The organism is Streptomyces triticirhizae (assembly GCF_003696235.1).
Lineage (GTDB): Bacteria > Actinomycetota > Actinomycetes > Streptomycetales > Streptomycetaceae > Streptomyces > Streptomyces triticirhizae.
This window is the reverse complement of sequence record NZ_RFFJ01000100.1, coordinates 1-23,078: the sequence shown is the minus strand read 5'-3', so window position 1 is coordinate 23,078 and position 23,078 is coordinate 1. Positions and strand designations below refer to the sequence as shown.

17 protein-coding genes and 1 pseudogene are annotated in these 23,078 nt (G+C 74.9%); 10 read left to right on the top strand and 8 right to left on the bottom strand.

The window, feature by feature from the left end:
* The 3 genes and pseudogenes from EBN88_RS17860 to EBN88_RS17850 form a co-directional block, all read left to right on the top strand.
* Positions 1-392 (top strand): annotated as a pseudogene (locus tag EBN88_RS17860) (hydrolase); the annotation flags it as partial.
* A gap of 52 nt (positions 393-444) precedes the next feature.
* The gene (locus EBN88_RS17855; RefSeq protein ID WP_122184892.1) at positions 445-1,104 is read left to right on the top strand and encodes an NAD(P)H-binding protein; all 660 of its coding nucleotides are present in this window, start codon (positions 445-447) and stop codon (positions 1,102-1,104) included.
* Positions 1,105-1,355: 251 nt separating this feature from the next.
* A complete protein-coding gene (locus EBN88_RS17850; RefSeq protein ID WP_122184891.1) occupies positions 1,356-2,642 on the top strand; it encodes a sialidase family protein in 1,287 nt (428 codons plus the stop codon).
* Positions 2,643-2,671: 29 nt separating this feature from the next.
* Here the strand turns inward: EBN88_RS17850 and EBN88_RS17845 are convergent, their stop codons facing one another.
* From EBN88_RS17845 to EBN88_RS17825, 5 genes are read right to left on the bottom strand one after another with little or no spacing between them, the layout of a single operon-like run.
* A complete protein-coding gene (locus EBN88_RS17845; protein ID WP_122184890.1) occupies positions 2,672-3,607 on the bottom strand; it encodes a dihydrodipicolinate synthase family protein in 936 nt (311 codons plus the stop codon).
* Positions 3,604-4,629 carry an oligopeptide/dipeptide ABC transporter ATP-binding protein gene (locus EBN88_RS17840; RefSeq protein ID WP_122184894.1) on the bottom strand — a complete coding sequence of 342 codons (1,026 nt, stop codon included), beginning with the start codon at positions 4,627-4,629 and terminating at the stop codon, positions 3,604-3,606. Before EBN88_RS17840 ends, EBN88_RS17845 begins: the two co-directional genes overlap by 4 nt.
* Positions 4,630-4,652: 23 nt before the next feature.
* Positions 4,653-6,749 (bottom strand): dipeptide/oligopeptide/nickel ABC transporter permease/ATP-binding protein, encoded by a 2,097-nt coding sequence (locus EBN88_RS17835; RefSeq protein ID WP_122184889.1) that lies wholly within the window; start codon positions 6,747-6,749, stop codon positions 4,653-4,655.
* Positions 6,746-7,705, bottom strand: a complete 960-nt coding sequence (locus EBN88_RS17830; RefSeq protein ID WP_122184888.1) for an ABC transporter permease — start codon at positions 7,703-7,705, stop codon at positions 6,746-6,748. The genes EBN88_RS17835 and EBN88_RS17830 overlap by 4 nt, the downstream gene beginning before the upstream one ends.
* Complete coding sequence (locus tag EBN88_RS17825; RefSeq protein WP_407703425.1) at positions 7,702-9,369, bottom strand: ABC transporter substrate-binding protein; 1,668 nt, start codon at positions 9,367-9,369, stop codon at positions 7,702-7,704. Before EBN88_RS17825 ends, EBN88_RS17830 begins: the two co-directional genes overlap by 4 nt.
* Positions 9,370-9,623: 254 nt before the next feature.
* Between EBN88_RS17825 and EBN88_RS17820 the strand changes: the two genes are divergently transcribed.
* On the top strand, positions 9,624-10,331 hold the full coding sequence (locus EBN88_RS17820) for a FadR/GntR family transcriptional regulator (protein WP_122184887.1): 708 nt from the start codon (positions 9,624-9,626) through the stop codon (positions 10,329-10,331).
* 96 nt (positions 10,332-10,427) lie between these two features.
* Here EBN88_RS17820 and EBN88_RS17815 read toward each other — a convergent pair whose 3' ends face one another.
* Positions 10,428-11,966 (bottom strand): MDR family MFS transporter, encoded by a 1,539-nt coding sequence (locus EBN88_RS17815; RefSeq protein ID WP_122184886.1) that lies wholly within the window; start codon positions 11,964-11,966, stop codon positions 10,428-10,430.
* Positions 11,967-12,361: 395 nt separating this feature from the next.
* Here EBN88_RS17815 and EBN88_RS17810 point away from each other — a divergent pair, with 395 nt between their 5' ends.
* Positions 12,362-15,484: an AfsR/SARP family transcriptional regulator gene (locus EBN88_RS17810; RefSeq protein WP_158621417.1), complete on the top strand. Its 3,123-nt coding sequence runs from the start codon at positions 12,362-12,364 to the stop codon at positions 15,482-15,484.
* An 11-nt stretch (positions 15,485-15,495) separates the two neighbouring features.
* On the opposite strand, the gene EBN88_RS17805 is transcribed toward EBN88_RS17810, so the two are convergent.
* Together EBN88_RS17805 and EBN88_RS17800 are read right to left on the bottom strand one after the other, a co-directional pair.
* Complete coding sequence (locus tag EBN88_RS17805; RefSeq protein ID WP_122184884.1) at positions 15,496-16,014, bottom strand: hypothetical protein; 519 nt, start codon at positions 16,012-16,014, stop codon at positions 15,496-15,498.
* Positions 16,011-16,934: a hypothetical protein gene (locus EBN88_RS17800; protein ID WP_147472754.1), complete on the bottom strand. Its 924-nt coding sequence runs from the start codon at positions 16,932-16,934 to the stop codon at positions 16,011-16,013. Before EBN88_RS17800 ends, EBN88_RS17805 begins: the two co-directional genes overlap by 4 nt.
* 402 nt (positions 16,935-17,336) lie before the next feature.
* Here EBN88_RS17800 and EBN88_RS17795 point away from each other — a divergent pair, with 402 nt between their 5' ends.
* The 5 genes from EBN88_RS17795 to EBN88_RS17775 all read left to right on the top strand — a co-directional run.
* Positions 17,337-18,269: an ABC transporter ATP-binding protein gene (locus EBN88_RS17795; protein ID WP_122184882.1), complete on the top strand. Its 933-nt coding sequence runs from the start codon at positions 17,337-17,339 to the stop codon at positions 18,267-18,269.
* 72 nt (positions 18,270-18,341) lie between these two features.
* Positions 18,342-19,130, top strand: a complete 789-nt coding sequence (locus tag EBN88_RS17790) for an ABC transporter permease (protein WP_122184881.1) — start codon at positions 18,342-18,344, stop codon at positions 19,128-19,130.
* 119 nt (positions 19,131-19,249) lie between these two features.
* Positions 19,250-20,503: a sensor histidine kinase gene (locus EBN88_RS17785; RefSeq protein ID WP_122184880.1), complete on the top strand. Its 1,254-nt coding sequence runs from the start codon at positions 19,250-19,252 to the stop codon at positions 20,501-20,503.
* Between the two features lie 12 nt (positions 20,504-20,515).
* Positions 20,516-21,199, top strand: coding sequence for a response regulator (locus EBN88_RS17780; protein WP_122184879.1), 684 nt, complete (start codon positions 20,516-20,518; stop codon positions 21,197-21,199).
* A gap of 303 nt (positions 21,200-21,502) precedes the next feature.
* The coding region (locus EBN88_RS17775; RefSeq protein ID WP_147472753.1) for a right-handed parallel beta-helix repeat-containing protein at positions 21,503-23,078 on the top strand (1,576 nt) is incomplete at its 3' end.

The following is a 23,078-nucleotide window of genomic DNA, read 5'->3' as shown; positions in this document are numbered from 1 at the left end:
TGCGGGAGTTGGCGGCGGCGGGGGTCGAGGTGGCGGCCGGCGGCGGGGCGTTGCGTTCGGCGGCCAACCCGGTGGGGCGGGGCGACCCGCTGGAGGCCGCGTTCCTGCTGGCGACGCGCGGGGAACGGGCGCCGCTGGCCGCCTATGCCGCCGTCAGCGCGCGGGCGCGGGCGGCGCTGGGGCTGCCGGCTCCGGCCGAGGTGGCGGTGGGGGCGCCGGCCGAACTCCTCGCCGTGCGGGGCGAGTCGGTGGCCGAGGCGCTGTCGCTCGGGTACAGCAGGGTGGTGGTGCACCGGGGGCGGATCGTGGCGCGCACCAGCGCGGTGCGTGAGTACGCCGCCGGGCCGCCGAGCCAGGCGAGTCTGGAACTCCCGCGCCAGCAGGCGGGTTGACGCCGGGGCGCGGTGCTGGGGTGGCCGGCGGGGGGCGCGTTACGGTCGAGACATGCGCACTGTCATCGCTGGTGGACACGGCAAGATCGCCCGGCGGCTGGAGAAGCTGCTGTCCGGGCGGGGTGAGCGGGTGGCCGGGCTGATCCGGCGGCAGGAGCAGGCGGGAGCCCTGCTGGCCGCCGGCGCCGAGCCGGTGGTCTGTGACCTGGAGGAGGCGTCCGTGGAGGAGGTGGCCCGGCATCTGGCCGGCGCGGACGCGGCCGTCTTCGCGGCCGGCGCCGGGCCGGGGAGCGGGGCGGCGCGCAAGGACACGGTGGACCGGGCGGCGGCCACGCTCTTCGCCGACGCGGCGCAGCGGGCCGGGGTGCGGCGGTTCGTGGTGGTGTCGGCGATGGGCGTGGACGACGAGCCGCCGGCCGGCACCGATCCGGTCTTCGCCGCCTATCTGCGGGCGAAGGGCGCCGCGGACGCGGACATCAGGGCGCGCACCGGCCTGTTCTGGACGATCCTGCGGCCGGGGCGGCTGACCGACGATCCGGGCACGGGCCGCGTTCGGCTGGCGCCGGGCCTCGACTACGGGCGGGTGACCAGGGACGACGTGGCCGAGGTGCTGGCCGCGCTGCTGGAGCGGCCGACGACGGCCGGGATGACGTTGGACCTGGTCAACGGGGAGACGCCGATCGCCCGCGCGGTCGCCGAACTGCACGACTGACGCGGCGGGTTGCCGGGACGGGGCGGGCCGGCCGGGCCCGCCGGCGGCGAGCGGGCCGGCGGCCCCGGTCGTTGCCCGGGCGCCGGCCGCTCGCCCGGCGGGAAAACGGCCGAACGTCGTGCGGTCCGGCGCCTTGTCGGGCGGCGGGGGCCGCCCTACCGTGTAGGACGTCCCACGTCCCATGTTGGGCAACCGGGCGCCCACGGCGCCCCGTTGGCACGAGTCGCCCTCTCGAAGGAGTCAGCGCGCACATGTCCCGTCTCGCTCGAAAGCCCAGCCCCGCCCCCTCACCCCCGCCCGCCCGGCGCGTCCGGGTGCGGCGACGAACCGGACTCGGCCTGCTGGTGGTGACCGGCACCGCCGTGCTCGGGGTGCTGGCCGCCTCGCCCGCGCTGGCGGCCGGGCCGGCCGCCGGCGAGGCCGGCCAGCCGCCCGCCGACTGTCTGTCCTCGGTGCCCTTCGTCGCGGGCTCGGACGGCTATGACACCTTCCGGGTGCCGGCCGTGGTGACCGCGCCCTCGGGGACGCTGCTGGCGTTCGCCGAGGGCCGGGTCGCCGGGGCCGGCGACACCGGCGACATCGACGTGGTGCTGCGCCGCTCCACCGACGGCGGCTGCACCTGGGGCCCGCTGTCCGTGGTGGCCAGCGGCGACGGGGACACCCGGGGCAACCCGGCGCCGGTGTTCGATCCGGCCACCGGGCGGCTGGTGTTGGTGACCTGCTTCAACGGCGGCCGGGTCGGCGAGGAGGCGATCCGGCGCGGCGAGGTCGCGCCCGAGGAGAGCCGCCGGGTCTTCGTGCAGACCAGCGACGACGAGGGCGCGACGTTCAGCGAGCCCAGGGAGATCACGGACGAGGCCAAGCGGCCCGACTGGCGCTGGTACGCGACGGGTCCCGGGCACGCCATCGCGTTGACCAGGGGCCCGCACGCCGGGCGGCTGCTGGTGCCGGCCAACCACTCGGCCGCTCCCCCGCCCGGCTCCCCCGACACCGGCGCCGAGGACCGCTACTACGGCTCGCACGCGCTCTACTCCGACGACGGCGGCGCCAGTTGGGAGCTGGGCTACGTCGACGACTCCTACGAGGGCGCGCTCAACTCCAACGAGTCCAGCGTCGCCGAACTCCCCGACGGGCGGCTCTACTTCAGCGTGCGGGACCAGAACGGCACCGACCCGGGGGCGCGGCTGGGCGGCTACTCGTCGGACGGCGGGGAGAGCCTGGACGGGCCGCTGGCCCCGCAGGTCGGCCTGGAGCGGGTGCCGGTGGTGCAGGGCAGCGTGCTGCGACTGCCGGGCCGGCAGGGCCCGTTGCTCTTCTCCGGGCCCTCGGAGCCGAACGCCAGGCGGGCGTTGACGGTCTGGCGCAGCGACGACGCGGGCGCCTCGTTCCGGCCCGAGGTCACGGTGTCAGCGCAGCCGGCGGCCTACTCCGATCTGGTGGAGCTTGACCGCCGCACGGTGGGGCTGCTCTACGAGACGGGCCTCGAAGGGCCGTACGAGACGGTCGAGTTCCGCCGGATCGACATCGGCAGGGGCTGAGCGGCCGGCACGGATGGCGGGCGTCGGGCTCAGAGCAGCCCGGCGCCCGCCAGGTGCTTGGCGACGCGCTCGGTCTCCGCCTCGTTGAGCGGGATCTGGGGCTCGGCCGTGGTCGGGTGGTCGATCCAACCCCGCAGGTAGAGCGCGGTCTTGAAGCCGCCGATGGCGGAGGAGCCGCGCCCCATGCGGGCCGGGTCGCCGGCGTCGACCAGCGCGAACAGCCGCGCCAGCCGGTCCTGTTCGGTGCGGGCCCGCGCCCAGTCGCCCCGGGCGCAGGCGGCGACCAGCCGCACATAGCCGTGCGGGTCCACGTTGCCCAGGCCGGGGACGACGCCGTGGGCGCCGAGCAGCAGGGCGGCGTCCACGACGAGTTCGGAGCCGGTCAGCACGGCGAAGCCGGGCGCGGTCGCGCCCTCCCGCACGCCGGCCAACACCTCGCGCAGGCCGGCCAGTTCGGGGCTGGAGTCCTTCAGACCCGCCAGCACGCCCTCGGCGGCCAGGGCCAGGACCAGGTCGGCGCCCAGCTTGGTGCCGACGGCGGACGGCAGGTCGTAGGCGTAGACGGGCGCCTGGGCGCGCTCGGCCAGCACCCGGAAGTGCCGCGCCACCTCCTGGGGCTGGACGCGGGTGTAGAACGGCGCGGTGGCGACCACGGCGTCGGCGCCGGCGGCGAGCGCGGCCCTGGCGTGCTCGACCACACGGGGCGTGGTCATGTCGATGGCGCCGGCCAACACCGGAAGCGCGCCGTCGAGTTGGCCGACCACCGTGTCCACCACGGCGGTCCGCTGCCGGTCGGTGAGGAAGGCCGCCTCCGAGGTGGAGCCCAGCACGAACAGCCCGTCGACGCCCGCGCCCGCGAGGTGGTCGACCAGCCGGGCCAGGGAGACCGTGTCCACCTCCCCCTCCGGGGTCAGCGGGGTGCAGACCGGGGGGATGACCCCGGTGAGGGGGGCGGGCAGAGTCATGCGGAACGCTCCTTGGCCTCGGTCGCCTGGGCGACGAGCTGGTGGGTGGTCTCCTCGGCCGCCACCGGGTGGTGGCAGCGGAAGCGGTGTCCACCGGGAGTCTCGCCGTCCGCGTCGCGGAAGTCCGGCATCGACTCGGCGCAGCGCCCGTCCGCCTTCCAGCAGCGGGTGCGGAACGGGCAGCCGCTGGGTGGGCGGGTCGCGGACGGCAGCGCGCCGGTGAGCGGGATGGGCTCGATCGGGTCGAGCAGCCCGGGCGTGGCGGAGAACAGCGCCCGGGTGTAGGGGTGGCGGGCCTGCCCGGTGACCCGGGCGGCCGGGGACTCCTCCACGATGCGGCCCAGGTACATGGTGATCACCCGGTCGCTCATCCGGCGCACGGTCTGGATGTCGTGGGAGACGAAGACCATGGCCAGGCCGAGGCGGGCGCGCAGGTCGAGCAGCAGGTTGAGGATCTGGGCGCGGACCGAGACGTCCAGCGCGCTGGTCGGCTCGTCGGCAACCAGCAGGGCCGGTTCGAGGGCCAGCGCCCGCGCGATGGCTACGCGCTGCCGCTGGCCGCCGGAGAGCTGGCCCGGCAGGGCGTCGGCCGCGTGCGCGGGCAGCCCGACCAGGCCGAGCAACTCCCGCACGCGGGCGTCTCGTTCGGCCGGTGTGCCGCGCCGGTGGACGTCGAGTGGGTCGCGCAGCAGGCGGTGCACGGTCAGCCGGCGGTTGAGCGCGGTGGCCGGGTCCTGGAAGACCATGCCGACGCCGGCGCCGATCGCGGCGCGGCGCTCGGCGGGCGGCATCGCCCACAGCTCGCGGCCCCGGTGGCTGACGGTGCCCGAGGTGGGGCGGGCGATGCCGACCAGCACCCGGGCGAGCGTGGACTTGCCGCATCCCGACTCGCCGACGACGCCGACGGTCTCGCCGGGCGCGATGGTCAGGTCGGCGCCGACCAGGGCGCGCACCCGTTCCCCGCGCCGCAGCAGTCCGCCGCCGCGCACGGGGTAGTCGAGGTGCACGTCGGACAGCTCCATCAGGGGCGGCGTGCGGTCGTCGGTCATGCGCTGGCCTCGCTCTCGGTGCCGGTGCCGTCGGGGGGCGCGGGGCGCTCGGCGCCGGGCGCCGGGGGCGCGCCGTTCGGCGCCGGCGCCGGGTGGTGGCAGGCGGCGAGGTGGCCCGGGGCGCTCGCGGGGAGCAGGGGAACGGGCTCGGCGCAGGCGGCGTCGGCGAGCGGGCAGCGGTCGGCGAAACGGCAGCCGGGCGGGAAGTCGGCCGGGGTCGGCACCACGCCCCTGATCTGCGTCATCCGCTCGGCGCCCGACTCCAGGGAGAGGACCGAGCCCAGCAGGCCCCTGGTGTAGTGGTGGGCGGGGGCGCCCACCAGGTCGGCGGTGACGCCCTGTTCGGCGATCTGCCCGCCGTACATCACCACCACCCGGTCGGTGACGTCGGCGACCAGCGCCAGGTCGTGCGAGACCAGCACCAGCGCGAAGCCCAGCTCGGCGCGGAGCCTCAGCAGCAGCTCGATGACCTGGGCCTGGATGGTGACGTCGAGCGCGGTGGTCGGCTCGTCGGCGACGATCAGCCGGGGCTCGCGGGAGAGCGCCATGGCGATCAGCACGCGCTGCCGCTGCCCGCCGGAGAGTTCGTGCGGGTAGGCGCGCAGGGTGCGTTCCGGGTCGAGGCCGACGAGGCGGAGCAGCTCGGCCGGGGAGCGCCGGCCGCCCCTGCGGACCAGTTGGCGCAGCTGGGCACGGATGGTCATCGCCGGGTTGAGCGAGGAGAGCGCGTCCTGGTAGACCATCGCCATCTGGTGGCCGAGCAGGCCGCGTCGGGCGCGCGGCGAGAGGTCGGTCAGCTCGCGCCCGTCGAAGCGGACGCTGCCGCCGACCTCGGCCTCGCGGGGCTGGAGGCCCATCACGGTGAGCGCGGTCAGCGACTTGCCGCAGCCGGACTCGCCGACCAGGCCGAGCACTTCGCCCGGCCGGACGTCGAAGCTGACCTTCGAGATCACCTCGACCCCCCGGTGCCGCTCCGGGAAACGGACGGTCAACTCCCGCACGCTCAGCACCGGTTCGGCGGTCACCGGCGGCCTGGCCAGCGCGCGCAGCCGGGCGCCGGCCCGTTCGAGGCCGGGCAGCGGCAGCGGCACCGGGGCGGGACGCGCGGCGGGTTCGGCGTCGTCGACCGGTTCGGCGTTCGTCCGCTCCGCCGGCCGGGGGCCCGGCAGGGCGCCGGCGGGCGCGGGGGCGGTCTCACCGACTTCTGGGGGCAGGTCGCGGTGCGGGCGGGGCGCGGCCCAGGAGTCGGAGGCGCCCTCGGCCAGGATGTTCAGCGCCAGCACCGTGAGCAGCATCAGCAGCCCCGGGAAGACCGTGGCCCACCAGCCGCCCAGCAGCACCAGGTTCTTGCCGTCCGCGATCACGCTGCCCCAGGACGGCTCCGGCGGGCGCACGCCCGCGCCCACGAAGGAGAGCGACGCCTCGAAGACGATGGCGTCCGCCACCATCACCGTGGCGAACACCAGCACGGGCGCGGCGCAGTTGACCGCGACATGGCGCACCAGGATGAACGGGGTGCGCGCGCCGACGACACGTTCCGCCGTCACATAGTCCTCGCCGTACTGGGCCAGCACGTTGGCGCGCACCACGCGGGCGATCGGCGGGGTGTAGAGGAACGCGATCGCGCACACCAGGACCGTGACGCCGCCGCCGAAGACGGAGATCAGCACGGCGGCCAGCGCCACGCCGGGGAAGGCCATCACCACGTCGAGGGAGCGCATCAGCGTCTCGTCCACCGCGCGCCGCGAGGTCGCCGCGACCGCGCCGATCAGCGCGCCGACGACCAGCGCCAGCAGCGTCGCGCCCAGGCCGATGGCCAGCGACCAACGGGCGCCGTGCAGCAGCCTGCTGAGAATGTCGCGCCCGAGGCTGTCCTGTCCCATCCAGTGGTCCCCCGACGGGCCCTCGGAGCTGCCGGACTGGGCATAGGGGTCGTGCGGGGCCAGCCAGGGCGCCAGCAGCGCGGCCAGCACCACCAGCAGCAACAGCCCGAGCGCCACCCGGGAGAGCACCGGCAACCGGGCGGGGCCGCGCAGCGCGCGGGTGAGGGGGCCGGTCAGCCGGCTCGCCCCCGCTGTCTCGCTTCGCGTCATGAGGCGCTCCTCAGCCGGGGGTTGACCAGCAGGTACAGGATGTCGATGACCAGGTTGACCAGGACGAAGCCCACGGCCGTGGTGAGCACCACGCCCTGCACCACGGCCGGGTCGCCGTTGCGCACCGCGTCGATCATCAGCTTGCCCATGCCGGGCAGGGCGAAGATGGTCTCGATGACGACGGCCCCGCCCAGCAGGTAGCCGACCCGCAGGCCCAGCACGGTGAGCGGGTTGATCAGCGCGTTCCGCAGCACGTTGCGGCCGACCACGACCACCGGAGGCAGCCCGCTGCCGACCGCCGTGCGGACGTAGTCCCGGTCCAGCTCCTCGACCATCGCGGTGCGCACCACCCGGGTCAGCTGCGCCGCGACCGGGAGGGAGAGCGCGAGGGCCGGCAGCGTCAGGGAGTTGAGCCAGCCGCTGAACGAGTCCTGCGGGTTGATGTAGCCGCCGGTCGGGTACCAGCCACGGTCCACGGCGAGGTACTGGATCATCAGCAGCGCCAGCCAGAACGCGGGCGCGGCGACGCCGACCAGGGAGACCACCCGGATCAGCTGGTCAGCCAGCCGGTCGCGGTACACGGCGGCGAGCACGCCCAGCGGCAGCGCCAGCGCGACCGCGATCCCCAGCCCGAGGAACGTGAGTTGGAGGGTGAGCGGCAGCGCGGTGGTGACCTGGTCCCAGACCGGGGCTCGGGTCAGCACGCTGATGCCCATGTCGCCGGTGACCAGGTCGCCCACGAAGTCGAGGTAGCGCACGGGCAGCGGGTCGAGCAGCCCGTTCTCCTCGCGGAACTCGTGGAGTTGCTCCTGGGTCGGGTTGGTGCCCTGGAAGTAGGCGGAGGCCGGGTCCATGTCGGAGAACCGCATCACCAGGAAGACGAAGAGGATGATGCCCAGCAGCAGCGGCACCAGCAGCAGCACCCGGCGGGCCACCATCCGCAGCACGACCGTCACGAGACGACCGCCCCGGTCTGGAGCACGTTGATGCCCGGGTAGGGCTGGGCGCGGACGCCCGTGATGGCGCGGGGGTTCCAGGCGGTGAGCAGCTCGTTGTGGACCACCGGGTAGAGCACGGCCTGCTCGGCGACCAGGTCGAGGGCCTGGTGGGTGAGTTGGAGGCGGGCCTCCGGCTCGGACTCCTCGGTGGCGCGGTCCATCAGCGCGAACAGCTCGTCGGCCGCCTCGCTGCCCTCCCAGCCGGTGTAGCTCATCCACAGGCCGCCGCGCGTGTAGTTGTAGCGGAGGATGAGGTCGGCGTCGAGGCCGAACTGGTTGGGGTTGGAGACGGCGGCGACGGCCTGGTAGGCGCGGTCCTGGTCCATCTTGGTGAAGAGCGCCGAGGTCTCCTGGGGCTCCAGCGTGGTCGGCACGCCGATGGCGTCCCAGGACTCCTTGATGGTGGGCAGGCAGTCGACGGCCCAACTCACGTTCACCGCCATCAGGTTGATGCTCAGGTCGGTGACGCCGGCCTCGTCGAGCAGCTGACGGGCGCGGTCCGGGTCGTGGCGGTAGACGGTGGCGGCGGGGCGGTGCGCCGGGTTGTTCTCGTCGAGGAACGAGGTGGCGGCCCGGCCGTAGCCCTTGAGGCCGACCTCGATCAGCTGCTCGGTGTCGATGGCGTGGAGCAGCGCCTGGCGGACGCGGACGTCGTCGAACGGCGGGTTCTCCGTGTTGAACATCAGGAACAGGTGGTTCATCCCGGCGCCGCCCTCCACCTGGAGGCCCTCGTCGCGGAGTTGGGCCACGTTGGCGTAGGGGATGTTCTCGGCGATCTGCGCCTCGGCGCTGTTGCCGGAGATCGCGGCGACGCGGGGCGCGGCCTCCACCACCGAGCGCCAGTTCATGGCGCGGAACGCGGGGTGGCGGGGGCCGTTGTAGCCCTCGAACGCCTCGAAGGTGGTGTTGGACTTGGGGTGGTGGGCGGTCTGCCGGTAGGGGCCGGAGCCGACGGCGAGGCCGCCGGTGGCGCGGTCCCAGGCGCCCTCCTCGCCGAAGACGTGGCGCGGCATGATCTTGGCTATGGTCAGCCGGGGCGCGGCGTCCGGGAACGGGAAGCGGAAGTCCAGCTCGACGGTCCGCTCGTCGACGGCCCGCACGCCCTCCAGCCAGCTGGCGAAGAACGACCTGGCCAGGGTGTTGACCTCGGGGTCAAGCACCCGGTCGAAGGTGAACAGCACGTCCTCGACGGTCACCGGCTCCCCGTCGTGCCAGGTGGCGCCGTCCCGCAGGGTGAACGTCCAGGTGGTGGCGGTGAGATCGGCCGGCAGCGCGGTGGCCAGCGCGGGGTAGGGGGCCCGGGTGATCGGGTCGGTGTCCAGCAGGCCCTCGTAGATGTGGTGGTTGGCCGCCATGGAGAACGCCGATGCGGTCTGCGTCGGGTCCCAACTCTGGTCGTTGCCGTAGCCGATGACGGCGGTGAGGGTGTCGAGCGCGGCGCCGCCCCGCCCGCCGGTGCCGATGGTGGACGGCGGGCCGGTGCAGGCGCCCAGGCTCGCGGTGAGCGCGCCGGCCGCGCCGAGCGCGCCGCTCAGGCGGAGGAACGAGCGCCGGTCCAGGGGCGGTTGGCCGGGGGGTCGCCCGGCGAGGGCACCGGAGATGCCACCGGAAAGGGGAGTCACTGTGCCTCCAGCGCGGCTCGGAAGCGGAGGTTTCCGCCATGTTCCGCAGGGCTCCCGGCCGTTGCGCCGGACGTCCTACGTTGTACGTCCTAGGAACCTAGAATCGGGTGGGCACGGGGGTCAAGGGTCTGGACGTCCCATGTCCCATCTCCCGGGGACCCCGGTGGCAGAATGTGAACTCCAGGTCAAGAACAGGTGATCATCGGGCCGTCACCGGGATCGGTGGGCGGGACCGCGAGCAGAGGAGGGGCTTGATGGCCCGCCGCATGATGTCCGACGAGGTGCAGGGCCAGATCAGGGAGCTGATCCTCACCCGCCGCCTGGCACCCGGCGATCCGCTGCCCACCGAGAGCGAGTTGATGAGCCTCTTCGAGGTGAGCCGCAACTCGGTGCGGGAGGCCCTCAAGGCGCTCCAGGCGGTCAACATCGTTGATATCAGGCACGGGTTCGGAACGTATGTGGGCAGCCTCAGCCTGGATTCGTTCGTGGACGGGATGGTCTTCCGCGCCGCCGTCCGGCACCGCAGGGGCGAGGCCAGCCTGGCCGAACTGCTGGAGGTGCGCGAGGCGTTGGAGGCCGGGCTGATCGGCAGCGTGGCCGGGGACATCCCCGAGGAGGACCTGGGGCGGCTGCGGGGGCTGGTCGCCACGATGGAGCGCGAGGCGGACGAGACGGGGCGGATCAGCGCGGAGACGGACCGCGCGTTCCATCTGGCGCTCTACCGCTCGCTGGGGAACCACCTGTTGAGCGAGGTGCTGGACGCGTTCTGGGCCGCGTTCCACCGGGTCCGCGAGGACCTGCGGGAGGAGCGGCAGGACGCGCGGGTCACCCGCGAGCGGCACCAGGACATCCTCGCCGCGCTGGAGGCGGGCGACACGGCGCGCGCGGTGACCGCGATGCGCGACCACTTCGCCGGCATCCGGCAGGTGCTCCGGCGCAGCGCGGAGGGGGAACGGGAGTAACGGAAGCCCGCCGGGGGCGCCCGGACGCGCGGCCGGGCGCGCGCGAACGGTCGCGCGCGCCCGGTGCGTTGGGCGTTCCGTTGTCGCTTCGCCGGGTCAGTGCAGCGGCGCCGGCACGGCCTCGTCCGTGTCCTGGCCGGCTCCGCCGCCCGCCTCCGGGGCGGCGGCCGGGGCCTGCGGGCGGCGGATGAGGAACGACAGCGCCGCCGCGACCAGCGCCAGCACGGCGCCGCACAGGAACGCGTCGTGGATGCCGGACGCCTGGGCCGCGATCGGCTCGGTGCCACCCTCGGCCGCCGAGGTCGCGCTGCGCGTCATCACCGTGATGAACAGCGCCGTGCCGGCGGCTCCGGCCAGCTGTTGCAGCGTGTTGAGGATGGCGCTGCCGTGCGAGTAGAGGTCGGCCGGGAGCGAGCCGAGCGAGGAGGTCATCAGCGGCGTCATCAGCAGCCCGAGGCCGGCGCTGAGCACCATGTGCACGGCGATGGCCAGGCCGGTGGGGCTGTCGGTCTCCAGCAGCTGCATCGCGGCCAGCGCGGCGGCGACGACGAACGCGCCCGGCACCACCAGCGGACGCGGCCCCAGCCGGTCGTAGAGCCGGCCGGAGAGCGGCGCGATCAGACCCATGACCAGACCGCCGGGCAACAGGACGAGACCGGTCTCCAGGGTGCTCAGATCCTGCACGTTCTGAAGGAAGATGGGCAGCAGGATCAGCGTGCCGAACAGGGCGCCCATGGAGACCAGCAGCATCACCAGGCCCACGGTGAACGCGCGGTTGCGGAACGGGCGCAGGTCCAGGAGCGGCTGCCGGTCGCCGTCCTGCCGCTGGAGGTGCACCTGGCGGGCGGTGAACGCGAGCAGCGCCAGGGCGCCGACCACGATCGGCAGCGCGGGCGGCAGCGGGGTGTCGCCCTCGGCCGCCTCGCCGATGCTGCTCAGCCCGTAGACCAGCCCGCCGAAGGCGATGGCCGACAGCGCGATCGACACCAGGTCGAAGCGGGCCTCGCTCGGGGTGGTGATGTTGCTGATCTTCAACGAGCCGACGACCAGCGCCACGACGGCGACCGGCAGCACGAAGAGGAACATCCACCGCCAGCTCAGCTCGGACAGGATCAGCCCGGAGAACGTCGGGCCGATGGCCGGCGCGACGGAGATCACGATGGAGATCAGCCCCATGATCGCCCCGCGCCGGGCGGCGGGGACGAAGATCAACACGGTGGTGATCAGCAGCGGGATCATCACGGCGGTGCCGGCGGCCTGCACGATCCGGCCGACCAGCAGCACGGGGAAGCCGGGGGCCGCCGCCGCCAGCGCGGTGCCGGCGGTGAACAGCGTCATCGAGGCCAGGAAGACGGCGCGGGTGGTGAACCGCTTGAGGATCAGGCCGGTGGTGGGGATCACCACGGCCATGGTCAGCATGAAGGCGGTGGTGAGCCACTGGCCGGTGGCGGCGGAGATCTCCAGGTCCTCCATCAGGCGCGGCAGGGCCACACCCATGACGGTCTCGTTGAGGATCATCACGAACGCGGCGGCCAGCAGCACGCCTATGACCAGCACCACGGTGCGGGGTATCGCCTCCGACTCCGGGTCGGCCGTACTGGTCTCGGGATCGGGCGGCTGTGTGACGGGTTCCATGGGGTCCTCGGGCGACGGGGAGCGACGGGGGTTGGCTGGGCTGACTGATGGGCTGGGCTGGGCTGACCAAATTTGACGGGCGCGCCGGCGCGAACGGCGGCCGGGCAGGAAGAAAGCCGGGAAACGGCACAGAGCGCCCCCGGCCCGTTCAGCTTACGTCCTTCTCCTCGGCGACCGTCAAACACTTTCGCACAGCATCGTGCGCGACTCCGTGCGCGCTCGTGCGCGACTCCACGCGGGATCGCGCGCGGTGCCGGCGGGGGCCGGGTGCCAGCGCCGGCGCGCGGCGGTGGCCGGTTCTCGACGCCCGGGCCGCTCGGGCGGTCGCCGGTTCCGGGGCGGTCGGCACACTGGTACCCCGCACGGCCAGAAGCGGGGAGGCTTGTCACACGACCATGAGGTTCCGGGTGCTGGGCACGGTGGCCATCCTGCGCGACGGGCGCGAGGAGCGGCTGTCGGGACGCCTCGAACGCACCCTGCTCGTCCTGCTGTTGGCGCGCGCCGGGCGGCCCGTGCCGGGGGAGACGCTCGCCGAAGCGCTCTGGGGCGAGGGCGCGGACGCGCGCGGCCGGCAGCGGCTCCAGCTCCAGGTGCACCGGCTGCGCCGCAGGCTCGGCGAGGACGACCGGCTGGCCTGGGAGCCGGCCGGCTACCGACTGCGGCTCGACGTCGGCGAGTTGGACGCGGAACGGTTCGAGGCCCTGGTCGGCGAGGGGCTGGCGGCGGCGGACGAGGACCCCGGGCGGGCGGTCGCCGCGCTGCGCGCCGCGCTGGCGCTGTGGCGGGGGGCGCCGTTCGCCGGCCTTGACCTGCCGGCCCTGGACGGCTGGGCCCACCGGCTGGCGGCCCGCCACGTCGCCGCGCTGGAGGCCCTGTACGCGGCGGAGTTGGCGCTCGGCCGACACACGGAGGTGGCCGCCGAGCTGGCGCCGGTGGTGCGCGCTCACCCGCTGCGGGAGCGGCTGCGGGTGCTGCTGATGACCGCGCTGTGGCGGGCGGGGCGGCCGGCGGAGGCGCTGGCGGCCTACCGCGCGGCGCGGGAGGCCCTGGCGGGCGAGCTGGGGCTCGAACCCGGGCCCGAGCTGCGGGAGTTGGAGCGGGCCGTCCTCGCCGGCGCCCGGCCGGACCCGGCGCCGGGCGCGCCGGCCGTCGGGGCCGTCGGGTCTGGGGCCGGGGCCGTCGGGGCGGGGTCGGCCAGGGCGGAGCCCGTGGCGGTGCCCATGGCGGTGCCCATGGTGGTGCCCGCGCAACTCCCTTTGAACGTGCGCGAGTTCGTGGGCCGCGAGGCCGAACTGGCGCGGCTGGACGCCCTGCTGGCGCGGTCGCCAGGGGCCGTCGCTACGGTCACCGGCACGGCCGGCGTCGGGAAGACGGCGCTGGCGGTGCGCTGGGCGCACGGCGGCCGGGCGCGGTTCCCGGACGGCCAGCTCTATGTCGACCTGCGCGGCTACGGCCCCGGCCAACCCGTCGCGCCCCAGGACGCGTTGGCCGGCTTCCTGCGCGCGCTCGGGCCCGAGGGCGCGGCGGCGCCGCAGGGCGTCGCCGAGCGCGCCGCCCGCTTCCGTTCCCTGGTCGCGGGGCGGCGGATGCTGATCCTGCTGGACAACGCGCACGCCGCCGAGCAGGTCCGCCCGCTGCTGCCCGGCGGCTCGACCTGCCTCACCCTGGTCACCAGCCGCGACGCCCTCGAAGATCTTGGCGCCGAGGAAGCCGGGGAAGCCGGGGAAGCCGAGGAAGGGGCCGGCGGGCGGGTCGTCGAGCGGCTGCGCCTCGACCGGCTGCCGCCGGCGGACGCCGGCCGGCTGCTGCGGGAGCTACTCGGGGAGCGGGTCGCGGGCGAACCGGCGGCGACCGGGGCGCTGGTGGACCGGTGCGCGCGGCTGCCGCTGGCGCTGCGGGTCGCCGCCGAGCTGATCAGGTCGCGCCCCGCCCTCACCGTCGCCGAGCTGACCGAGGAACTCGGACGGGAGCAGGGGGCGTTGGACCTGCTGGACCTCGACGGCGACCCGCACACCGCGATGCGGGCGGTGTTCTCCTGGTCCTACCGGCGGCTGGAGCCCACCACGGCCCTGGTCTTCCGGCTGCTCGGCCTCCCCCCGGGGCCCGACCTCGACGCCGAGGGCGTCGCCGCCCTGACCGGGCTCCCGCCGCCCCGCGCCCGCGTCTGCCTGGCCGCGCTGGCCAGGGCGCATCTGGTGGACGAGGCGGGCGAGGGGCGGTACCGGCTCCACGACCTGCTGCGGGAGTACGCGGCCGAACGCGCCGTCGCCACCGAGCCGGCCGCCGAACGCGCCGCCGCGCTGGGCCGGCTGCGCCGCCACCTCCTGCACGCCGCCGCCACCGCGATGGACGTGTTCGCGCCCCACGACTACGCGCCGCGCCCCAAGGCCCCGCCGCCGCCCGGGCCGCCGGTCGCGTTCGACGGGAACGACGCGGCGCTGCGCTGGCTGCGCGCCGAGCGTGCCAACCTGCTGGCGCTCACCCGGGACGCCGAGCCGGCGTTCGCGGTCGCCGTGTCCGAGACGCTGAACCTCTATCTGCGGGTGGGCGGCTACTTCGACGAGGCGCTCGCCCTGCACGGCCGCGCCCTCGACGCGGCGACCGCCGCCGGCGACCGGCTGGCCGAGGCCAACGCGCGCCGCGCGCTCGGCACCACGATGAACCTCGCCGGCGGCGACCTCGCGCGGGTCACCGACCACTTCCAACGGGCGCTGGCCGCCTACCGTTCCGCCGGCGAACCGGCGCTGGCCGCGCTGGTGCTGGGCGGCCTGGGCGGCGTGAGCCTGCGCCGGGGCGATCTGGCGGGCGCGCTGGGCCAGTTCGAGGAGGCGCTGGACGGCGCCCGCGCCAACTGGCGGGCGCACTGCGCGGTGCTGGTCAACATGGGCCGGACGCTGCGCACCCTGGGGCGACTCGACGAGGCGCGGGCGCACCTGGAGCGGGTGCTGGAACTCCGCGCGCCCCACGGCGACCGCGCCGTCGAGGCCAACACCCACTGCGTGCTGGCCGATGTGCGCACCCGACTGGGCCACGAGGAGGCGGCGTTCGCGCACGCGCGGCACGCCCTGGCCCTGGCCAGGGCGTCAGGCTACCGCCAGATCGAGGCGCACTGCCTGGTCAAGCTGGGCACGCTGCACCGGCTGCGCGGCGCGACGGAACGGGCGTTCGCGCTGCACGGGCGGGCGCTGGCGATCGCGCGGGCCGTGGGCGAGCCGGAGTTGACCGTTGAGACGCTCAACGCGCTCGGGCGCGGCCACACCCGCGCCGGCGCGCCGGAGCGCGCGCTGCCGCTGCACCGCGAGGCGCTGGCCTTGGCCGCCGAGGCCGGCGAACGGGTCGCGCTGGCCCACTCCCACGCCGGGGCGGCCGCCGCGCACGCCGGCCTCGGCGACCGGCCAGCGGCCCGCGCCCACTGGCGCGAGGCCCTGACCGGCTACGCCGCCGCCGGCCTCCCCGAGGCGGCCGAGGCCAGGGACCGGCTGGCCGCCCTGGACGGGCCGGCGCCGGACGGTGACTGAGCGGGCCGCCCTCAGGGACGGTGCGGCCGCAACCGGGCCACGACCAGGTCGTCCCGCTCGGCGAACCGCTCCTCGATGTCCCGGAACTCGTCCTCGGGGAGCACGCTGCTCCCGGACGCCAGGAACTCCGGCAGCGGCTGGAGTTCCACCGAGGCGTTGTGCCGGGGAGTGAACGCCCACACCGGCCAACCGTCGTCGGCCGACGGAGCATCGGGGGCGAACTCCCAGCCGAGCCCGGCCAGCCGAGCCCGTTCCGCCTCCTCGGCCCCGGGACTCCCGAGCCCCTCGCCGGGCGGGTCCAGCACCAGGAAGGCGATCTCGTAGCCGTCGGCGCCGGTGGCGTTGGACGTCTCGACGGAGTGCACCACCTCGGCCGGGCCGACCACTTCCTCCCGCGCCTCCCCCGAGACCGGCGTCGGCCCGTCGGTCGCCCACACGTACAGGACGACAAACGCCGCGAAGCCGACCACCAGCGCCCCGACGCCGACGGCCATCCCCACCGCCACGCTCCGCCCCACCCGCACGGTCACCCGCCTGATCCCCCCTCGTCCCCCGTTGTCCCTCCTCCGTCGCCGCCGCCCTCACCCGCACCGGATTCCTCGATCTCCGCCCACTCCCAGTACTCCTCGGCGAGTTCGTGGTGCCTGGCCGCGCCGTCCTCCCGCTCGTACATCAGCGGCGCTCTCTCTCGGGGGGCGCCGTCGAGCCAGGCCCGGGTGACATCCTCCCCGGCTCCCCCCGCGTAGGCGACACAAGCCTGCCTGTCGGTTATCGCGAGTTCCTCCTTGAGATGACTCAACTCCGCTGCGGCGAGACGAATGGCCCATTCGTCATCCATCGTGAGGAGAACGCGGGCATCCCGCTCGGAAACCTCGGCCCCGTTGTCCCTCAACAGCCGTTGGGCGACGTCGGGCCGCATCTGCGCGATCCCCACCGTCTGGTTTCTCCCCAGATAAGGGCCGTTCGCCTCGAACGGCAGAAAGAGGAACCCTGGCCCGAGAACACGATTCGCCCACCACGCGCGCCCCGAACCCTCCTTGATCAGGAGGGCGGTGAGTGTGACCTTGTCAACGCCGTACTCCTCAGCCGCCTGTTCGATCGTTTCCTCGTGCTGCCGCGGGAATGCGGATTCTCGGGGCCAGGAACCGTCTCCCTCCATGCCCCCGGCGTCGTTCTCCTCCTCGTTGGGTGGAGACTCCTCGCCCGTGCCCTCGTCGCCCAGATCGCCGGTGACCGGCCGAGCCGGGCCGTGGTGGGCAGACCGCCCGATCAGGGGTGCGAGTGACGAGCCGCGCCGGACGGCCCCCTCCAGCCAGGTCCGGGTACGGAGACCGCTGTAGGCGGCGTCCTCGATCTCACCGGCGCAGACGCGGGCCGCCTCCCGCCGCAGTTCCAGCGCCTCCCGCGCCAGCAGTCTGGCCGACGTCAGTTCGACCTCCGCGCTGTCCACGCGGCCCTGTGCCACTGCGCAGGCTGCCTGTGCTGCCGCGTCGCCCGGTCGGACGCATCCAACTCCGCCTGCGACGGGGGGCACTCCGGGTCACGCCGTTCCCGTAATCGCTCGACCTCGGCACCCGCCCGCGTCGCCCAGTCCCGTGAGGAGGCCAACTCGGCGCGGAAGGAATCCGCGGAACGGCCCACCCATCCCAGAACCGCCCGCTCTTCCTCCAGATTTCGCACTTTCCCGCTCGCCTCCCCACAGGACGGCATGGTTCACCGAACGCACCCGCGGAAGCACCGCGCCCACTCGTTCAGGCGAAGCGGTCGCGGGTGGGCATCAGCCGATCGGTTGATGGTGGGGCGATCCCGTTGGGCGATGTCGTGGGTGACGGCGGTGCGGGAGGGTCGGGGCATGACCTTGGCCAGCGGGAGCGCGGCGGTCCACGGGGCCGTCGTCGAAGTGAGTGAAATGCGGAAGTCCTACGGAGGACGGGATGTCGTGGACGGCATCTCGTTCGCCGTCGAGGAGGGGGAGATCTTCGGCATCCTCGGCCCGAACGGGGCCGGGAAGACCACCACCGTCGAGTGTGTCGAGGGCCTGCGCGTCCCCGACGGGGGCCGGGTGCGGGTCGCGGGCCTCGACCCCGTCGCCGACCACGACGAGGTGACGCGGGTCCTCGGCGCGCAGCTCCAGGAGAGCGAACTCCAGGCCAAGCTCACCGTGCGGGAGGCGCTCGAGCTGTACTCCGCGCTCTATCCGCACCCGCTGGACTGGCGCCCGTTGGCCGAACGGCTCGGCCTGACCGGTCGGTTGACGACCCGCTTCGGCCGGCTCTCCGGCGGGCAGAAGCAGCGGCTGTTCATCGCGCTCGCGCTGATCGGCAACCCGCGCGTCGTCGTCCTGGACGAGCTGACCACCGGCCTGGACCCGCGAGCCCGCCGCGACACCTGGGAGTTGATCGAGGACGTCCGCGCTGGCGGCGTCACCGTGCTCCTGGTCACGCACTTCATGGAGGAGGCGCAGCGGCTCTGCGACCGGATCGCGTTGATCGACAACGGCCGCGTCACCGCGCTGGACACGCCGCGCGGGCTGATCGCGCGGCTGGCGCGTTCGACGGTGATCTCGTTCACGCCGTCGGTGCCGCTGGACGACGAGGAGCTGTCCGCGCTGCCGGCGCTGGCCTCCGTCGAGCGGCGGGAGGGGCGGATCACCCTCGGCGGGACGGACGAGACGGTCAACGCGGTGATCTCGCTGCTGGCCAGGCGCCGCATCACGGCCCATCAACTCCGGGTCAGCGACGCGACGTTGGACGACGCGTTCCTGGACCTGACCGGCACGCCCTGACCGGCACGCCCTGAGACCCGGCCGGACCGCTGACCAACCCGCCCGCATCGACGCCCGACCCGGAGCCCCGCGATGAACGCATCCCCACCGTCCGCCACCACCGCCCCCGCCACCGCCCGACGCGCCGCCCGCACCGCCGTGCTGCGGGCCGAGGCGCGGCTGTATCTGCGCGAACCGGGCAGCCTGTTCTGGGTGTTGGCCTTCCCGCCGCTGCTGCTGGCGATCCTCGGCTGCATCCCGATGTTCCGCGAGGTCAGCGACGACCTCGACGGCCTGCGCCCCATCGACATCTATGTGCCGGTGACCGTGCTCATCGGCCTGATCGTCGTCGGCGCGCAGGCCATGCCGCCGGTGATCACCGGCTACCGCGAACGCGGCATCCTGCGCCGGATGTCGACGACGCCCGTCCGCCCCGCCGCGTTGCTCTCCGCGCAGATGGTGCTCAACGGCGTCGCCGGCCTGGTGTCGGCGCTGCTGTCGGTGACGCTGGGCCGGGTCGTGTTCGACGTGGCGCTGCCGCGCCAGTTCCCCGCCTACCTCCTGGTGCTGCTGCTCGCCCTCGCCGCCTCGCTGTCCCTGGGGGCCCTCATCTCGGCGTGGGCCCGCACGGCGCGGAACGCCAGCGCGATCGGGACCGTGGTGTTCTTCCCGATGCTGTTCTGCACCGGCCTGTGGCTGCCCGTGCGGACCATGCCGGACGTGATGGCCCGGGTCGTCGAGGCGACCCCGTTCGGCGCCGCCGCCCGCGCCCTCGACCAGGCGGCCGTCGGCGACTGGCCCGCCTGGTCGCACCTGGGCGTGACCGCCGCCTGGACGGCGGTGCTGACGGCGGCGGCGGTGCGCTGGTTCCGGTGGGAATAGCGGCAGCAGGAGGAGCCGTGCCGGGAGTGGTCGCGACGGGGGCCGCCGCCGGGCATCCCGGCGCCGCGCGGCGGGGGCACGCCGTCGAGTCGGGTCGGCCGGGCGGGCAGACTGGGGGGATGACGGCGGCCGGAGCGGAGATGGAGCGGCGCCGCGCGCTGTACCTGCGGTGGCATCCCTGCGGGCTGCTGGCCATCGCGCTGCCGCTGGTGCTGGTCGCCGGCGAACTCACGCCGGGCACGGGCGAACGGGTCGCCGCCGCCGGGCTGGTCGTCGCGGCCGTCGTCCTCCAGGTGTGGCGGGCCCGTGCGATCGCCGCCCACCCGGACCCGAGCGCCGCCACGGTCGGCTACTTCGCCGTGCGTTGGGCGTTGGGCTTCGTCCTCACCTGGCTCAACCCGTTCTTCGCCTTCTACGCCGCCGCCGGCTACTTCGACGCCGCCGAGCTGCTGCCCCGGCGCTGGTGGCGGCTCGGGATGGTGGCCTGCTCGGTTCCCGTGGCGGGCTCGCAGGCCGGCGGGATGCCGTTCGCCTCGGGCGCGACCTGGCTGGCGTTCGCCGGACTGCTGGTCGCCAACAACGCGATGCTGACGATCATCGTCCACTTCGCCGAGCACGAGGAGAAGCGGTCCCGGGTCCAGGCGGCCACCATCGCCGAGCTGGAGCGCACCAACGCGGCGCTCCAGCAGGCCCTGGCCGAGAACGCCGCCCTGCACGCCCAACTCCTCGTCCAGGCGCGGGAGGCGGGGATCGCGGACGAGCGCAGGCGGCTGGCCGCCGAGATCCACGACACCATCGCGCAGGGGCTGACCGGGATCATCGCCCAGCTCCGGGCCGTCGCCGAACTGCCCGACCCGGCCTCGGCCCACGAGCATCTGGACCGGGCGGCCCGGCTGGCGCGCCACAGCCTGGGCGAGGCGCGGCGTTCGGTGCGCGACCTCGCGCCCGTGGGGCTGGCCCACGACGGGCTGCCCCAGGCGCTGCGGAAGACGGTCGCCGAGTGGGGCGAACGGACCGGGGTGCGGGCGGAGTTCGTGGTCACGGGCGCGGCGCAGCGGTTGCACGGGGAGGTCTCGGCGACGCTGCTGCGGATCGCCCAGGAGGCGCTGTCCAACGTGGCCAAGCACGCGGACGCCTCCCGGGTCGGCGTGACCCTCAGCTTCATGGACGGCGAGGTCACCCTGGACGTGCGCGACGACGGGCGGGGCTTCGACCCGTCCGAGCCGGCGGAGCGCACCGCCACCACGGGGTTCGGCCTGGACGGGATGCGGGCCCGCGCGGAGCGCATCGCGGGCGCGCTGACCGTGGAGTCAGAGCCGGGCGGCGGGGTGGCGGTGTCGGCTCGCGTACCGTTGGTGGGCCATGAACGATGAGACGGGCGCGCGATGAACGACGCGACGCACGGCGCCGCCGGTGCCGGGGCCTCCGGGCGGGTGATCTCACTGCTGGTCGTCGACGACCATCCGGTGGTGCGGGACGGGCTGCGGGGGATGTTCGACTCCGCGCCCGGGTTCGAGGTGGTGGGTGAGGCGGCCAACGGGGTGGAGGCGGTCGCGCTGGCCGTCGAACTGGACCCGGACGTGGTGCTGATGGACCTGCGGATGCCGGGCGGCGGCGGGGTGGACGCCATCGCCGAGCTGGCCAGGCGGGGCGCCCGCGCCCGGGTGCTGGTGCTCACCACCTGGGACACGGACACCGACACCCTGCCCGCCATCGAGGCGGGCGCCACGGGCTACCTGTTGAAGGACGCGCCGCGCGAGGAGCTGTTCACGGCGGTGCGGGCGGCGGCGGACGGCCGCACGGTCCTCTCCCCCGCCGTCGCGTCCCGGCTGGTCTCGGCCGTCCGCTCGCCGGCCGGCGGGCCGCTCTCGGCGCGGGAACGCGAGGTGCTGGCGCTGGTCGCGCGCGGCACGTCCAACCGGGAGATCGCCAGGGAACTCTTCGTCAGCGAGGCCACGGTCAAGACGCATCTGACGCATGTCTACGCCAAGTTGGGCGTGAACGACCGCGCCGAGGCGGTGGCCAGGGCCTACGAGCGCGGCATCCTGGGCGGCCCGGGCCCGACCTGAGCCCAGCCGGAACGCGCGGCCCGGCCCGGGCCCGACCTGAGCCCCGGCGCCCCGGCCCCTACGTTCTCGGGCCACGGGAATCCGGGCGTGGAGGTCGTCGGGCGGGGTCGGCATCGCCGCGCGGAAGATCTCGGCCCGGTGGTCGCCGCCGCCGCGGGACGCGGGCCGCGTCCGAGGCGCGACGCCCGCCGGGGGCTTCCGTCGGCGGGCCGTTACGCTGGGGTGACGAACCGTCCCGCCAGCGTGGCGAGTTGCCTTCCCGCCGCGCCGCCGACCGCAACCGCCGACCGCCAGGAGGGGCCCGTGCGCGCACTGGTCGTCTCGCAGACGTCCCGCCGCGCCTTCAGGAACCTGGTGGACGCCCTCAACGCGGCCACCGGACCACTGCGGATCGTGGTGGAGCCCGGGCACTACCGGATGCCCGCCTGCCGCGTCTGGGGCCAGGTGCGCATCGAGGCCAGGGACGCCCTGGGCAGCGTGACGATCGACTGCGGCGGGGAGCCCAACGTCCGCGTGGAGAACGGCGGTTCGGTGGTCCTGCACCGGTTGACGCTGCGCAACTTCCACGAGCAGGCCCCGACCGTCGAGGTCGTGGGCGGGGAGCTGACGGTGGAGGAGTGCGTCCTCTCCAGCATCTCCGGCACCGCCGTCTCGGCCGGCGGGGCCCAACTGTTCCTGCGCCGCAGCCATGTCACGGGCGGCGGCGTCGCCTGCTCCGACGCGGTGGGCGTCATCGAGTCGTGCACGGTGGCCGACACCACCGCCAACGCCATGGACTTCTACCGGGGCAGCCGTTTCACGCTCGCGGATGTCACGGTCCGCCAGGCCGGCGCCTTCGGGGTCTGGGTGACCAGCGGCTCCGACGCGCGGATCGAGCGGTGCCGGGTCGAGGAGGCCGCCACGGCCGGCGTGGTGATCGACGGCCGGGCCACGGCGGCGCTCCTCGGCACCCAGGTCAGGGCCCCGGGCGAGGCCGGGGTGATCGTGCGGAACCGGGCCGTCGTGGTCATGGAGGACACCACGGTCTCCGACGCGGGGAACGTCGGCGTCTGGACCACGGGCGGCGGCCAACTCACCGCCCGGCGCGTCCTGGTGGAGCGGGCGCAGGGCCCGTCCGGGTTCCATGTCACCGAGAAGGGGACGGCGACGCTGGAGAACGGCTGCGTGGCCGCGTCGAAGGAGTGCGGGATCGTCGCGGAGGACGGGGCCACGGTCGCCGTCGCCCACACGGACGTTCTCCAGCCCGGCGGCGACGCGATCGCGCTGCACAGATCGGAGGCGACGCTGCGGGACACCCGGGTGCGGGGCGGGGCCTACGGGGTGCTGCTCGAGGCCGAGTCCGCGCTGACCGCCACCCGGCTGTCCGTCGCCGAACCGCGCGTGATGGGCGTCAGCGTGGCCGGCTCCTCGTCCGCGCGGCTGGCGGAGTGCGCGCTGAGCGGGGCGACCGAGGGTCCGGGGCTCGCCACGCTCCAGGCGAGCACCTGCTCGTTCACCGGCGGCTCCATCGGCGGCAGCGGACTCCAGGGCGCGCTGACCGCCAACGCCGGCTCCTCGTTGACGCTCGCCGACGCCCGCCTCACCGGCAACGGCGCGAGCGGCGCCGCCTGCGCGGACGGCGCCGAACTCACCCTGCTCGACTGCGTGATCACCGAGAACGGGGGACCCGGGGTCGGGGGCACGGTCGACTCCACGGTGACCGTCGAGCGGACCACCTCACGCGACAACGCCGCCGAGGACGCGCTGCACCTTCCGAAGCTGAACCTGGATGAGAGCCCGGAGCCGGACGGCGCCCCGGCGCGCGCGACCGCCCCGGCGCGCGCGACCGCCCCGGCGGCGGACGCGGCCGACGCCGCGCCCCCGTCCCACGCCGGCTCCG

Coding starts and splice junctions, on each gene's coding strand:
- EBN88_RS17855 (WP_122184892.1), top strand. CDS start 445: ATGCGCACTGTCATCGCTGGTGGACACGGCAAGATCGCCCGGCGGCTG.
- EBN88_RS17850 (WP_122184891.1), top strand. CDS start 1,356: ATGTCCCGTCTCGCTCGAAAGCCCAGCCCCGCCCCCTCACCCCCGCCC.
- EBN88_RS17845 (WP_122184890.1), bottom strand. CDS start 3,607: ATGACTCTGCCCGCCCCCCTCACCGGGGTCATCCCCCCGGTCTGCACC.
- EBN88_RS17840 (WP_122184894.1), bottom strand. CDS start 4,629: ATGGAGCTGTCCGACGTGCACCTCGACTACCCCGTGCGCGGCGGCGGA.
- EBN88_RS17835 (WP_122184889.1), bottom strand. CDS start 6,749: ATGACGCGAAGCGAGACAGCGGGGGCGAGCCGGCTGACCGGCCCCCTC.
- EBN88_RS17820 (WP_122184887.1), top strand. CDS start 9,624: ATGGCCCGCCGCATGATGTCCGACGAGGTGCAGGGCCAGATCAGGGAG.
- EBN88_RS17815 (WP_122184886.1), bottom strand. CDS start 11,966: ATGGAACCCGTCACACAGCCGCCCGATCCCGAGACCAGTACGGCCGAC.
- EBN88_RS17810 (WP_158621417.1), top strand. CDS start 12,362: ATGAGGTTCCGGGTGCTGGGCACGGTGGCCATCCTGCGCGACGGGCGC.
- EBN88_RS17795 (WP_122184882.1), top strand. CDS start 17,337: ATGACCTTGGCCAGCGGGAGCGCGGCGGTCCACGGGGCCGTCGTCGAA.
- EBN88_RS17790 (WP_122184881.1), top strand. CDS start 18,342: ATGAACGCATCCCCACCGTCCGCCACCACCGCCCCCGCCACCGCCCGA.
- EBN88_RS17785 (WP_122184880.1), top strand. CDS start 19,250: ATGACGGCGGCCGGAGCGGAGATGGAGCGGCGCCGCGCGCTGTACCTG.
- EBN88_RS17780 (WP_122184879.1), top strand. CDS start 20,516: ATGAACGACGCGACGCACGGCGCCGCCGGTGCCGGGGCCTCCGGGCGG.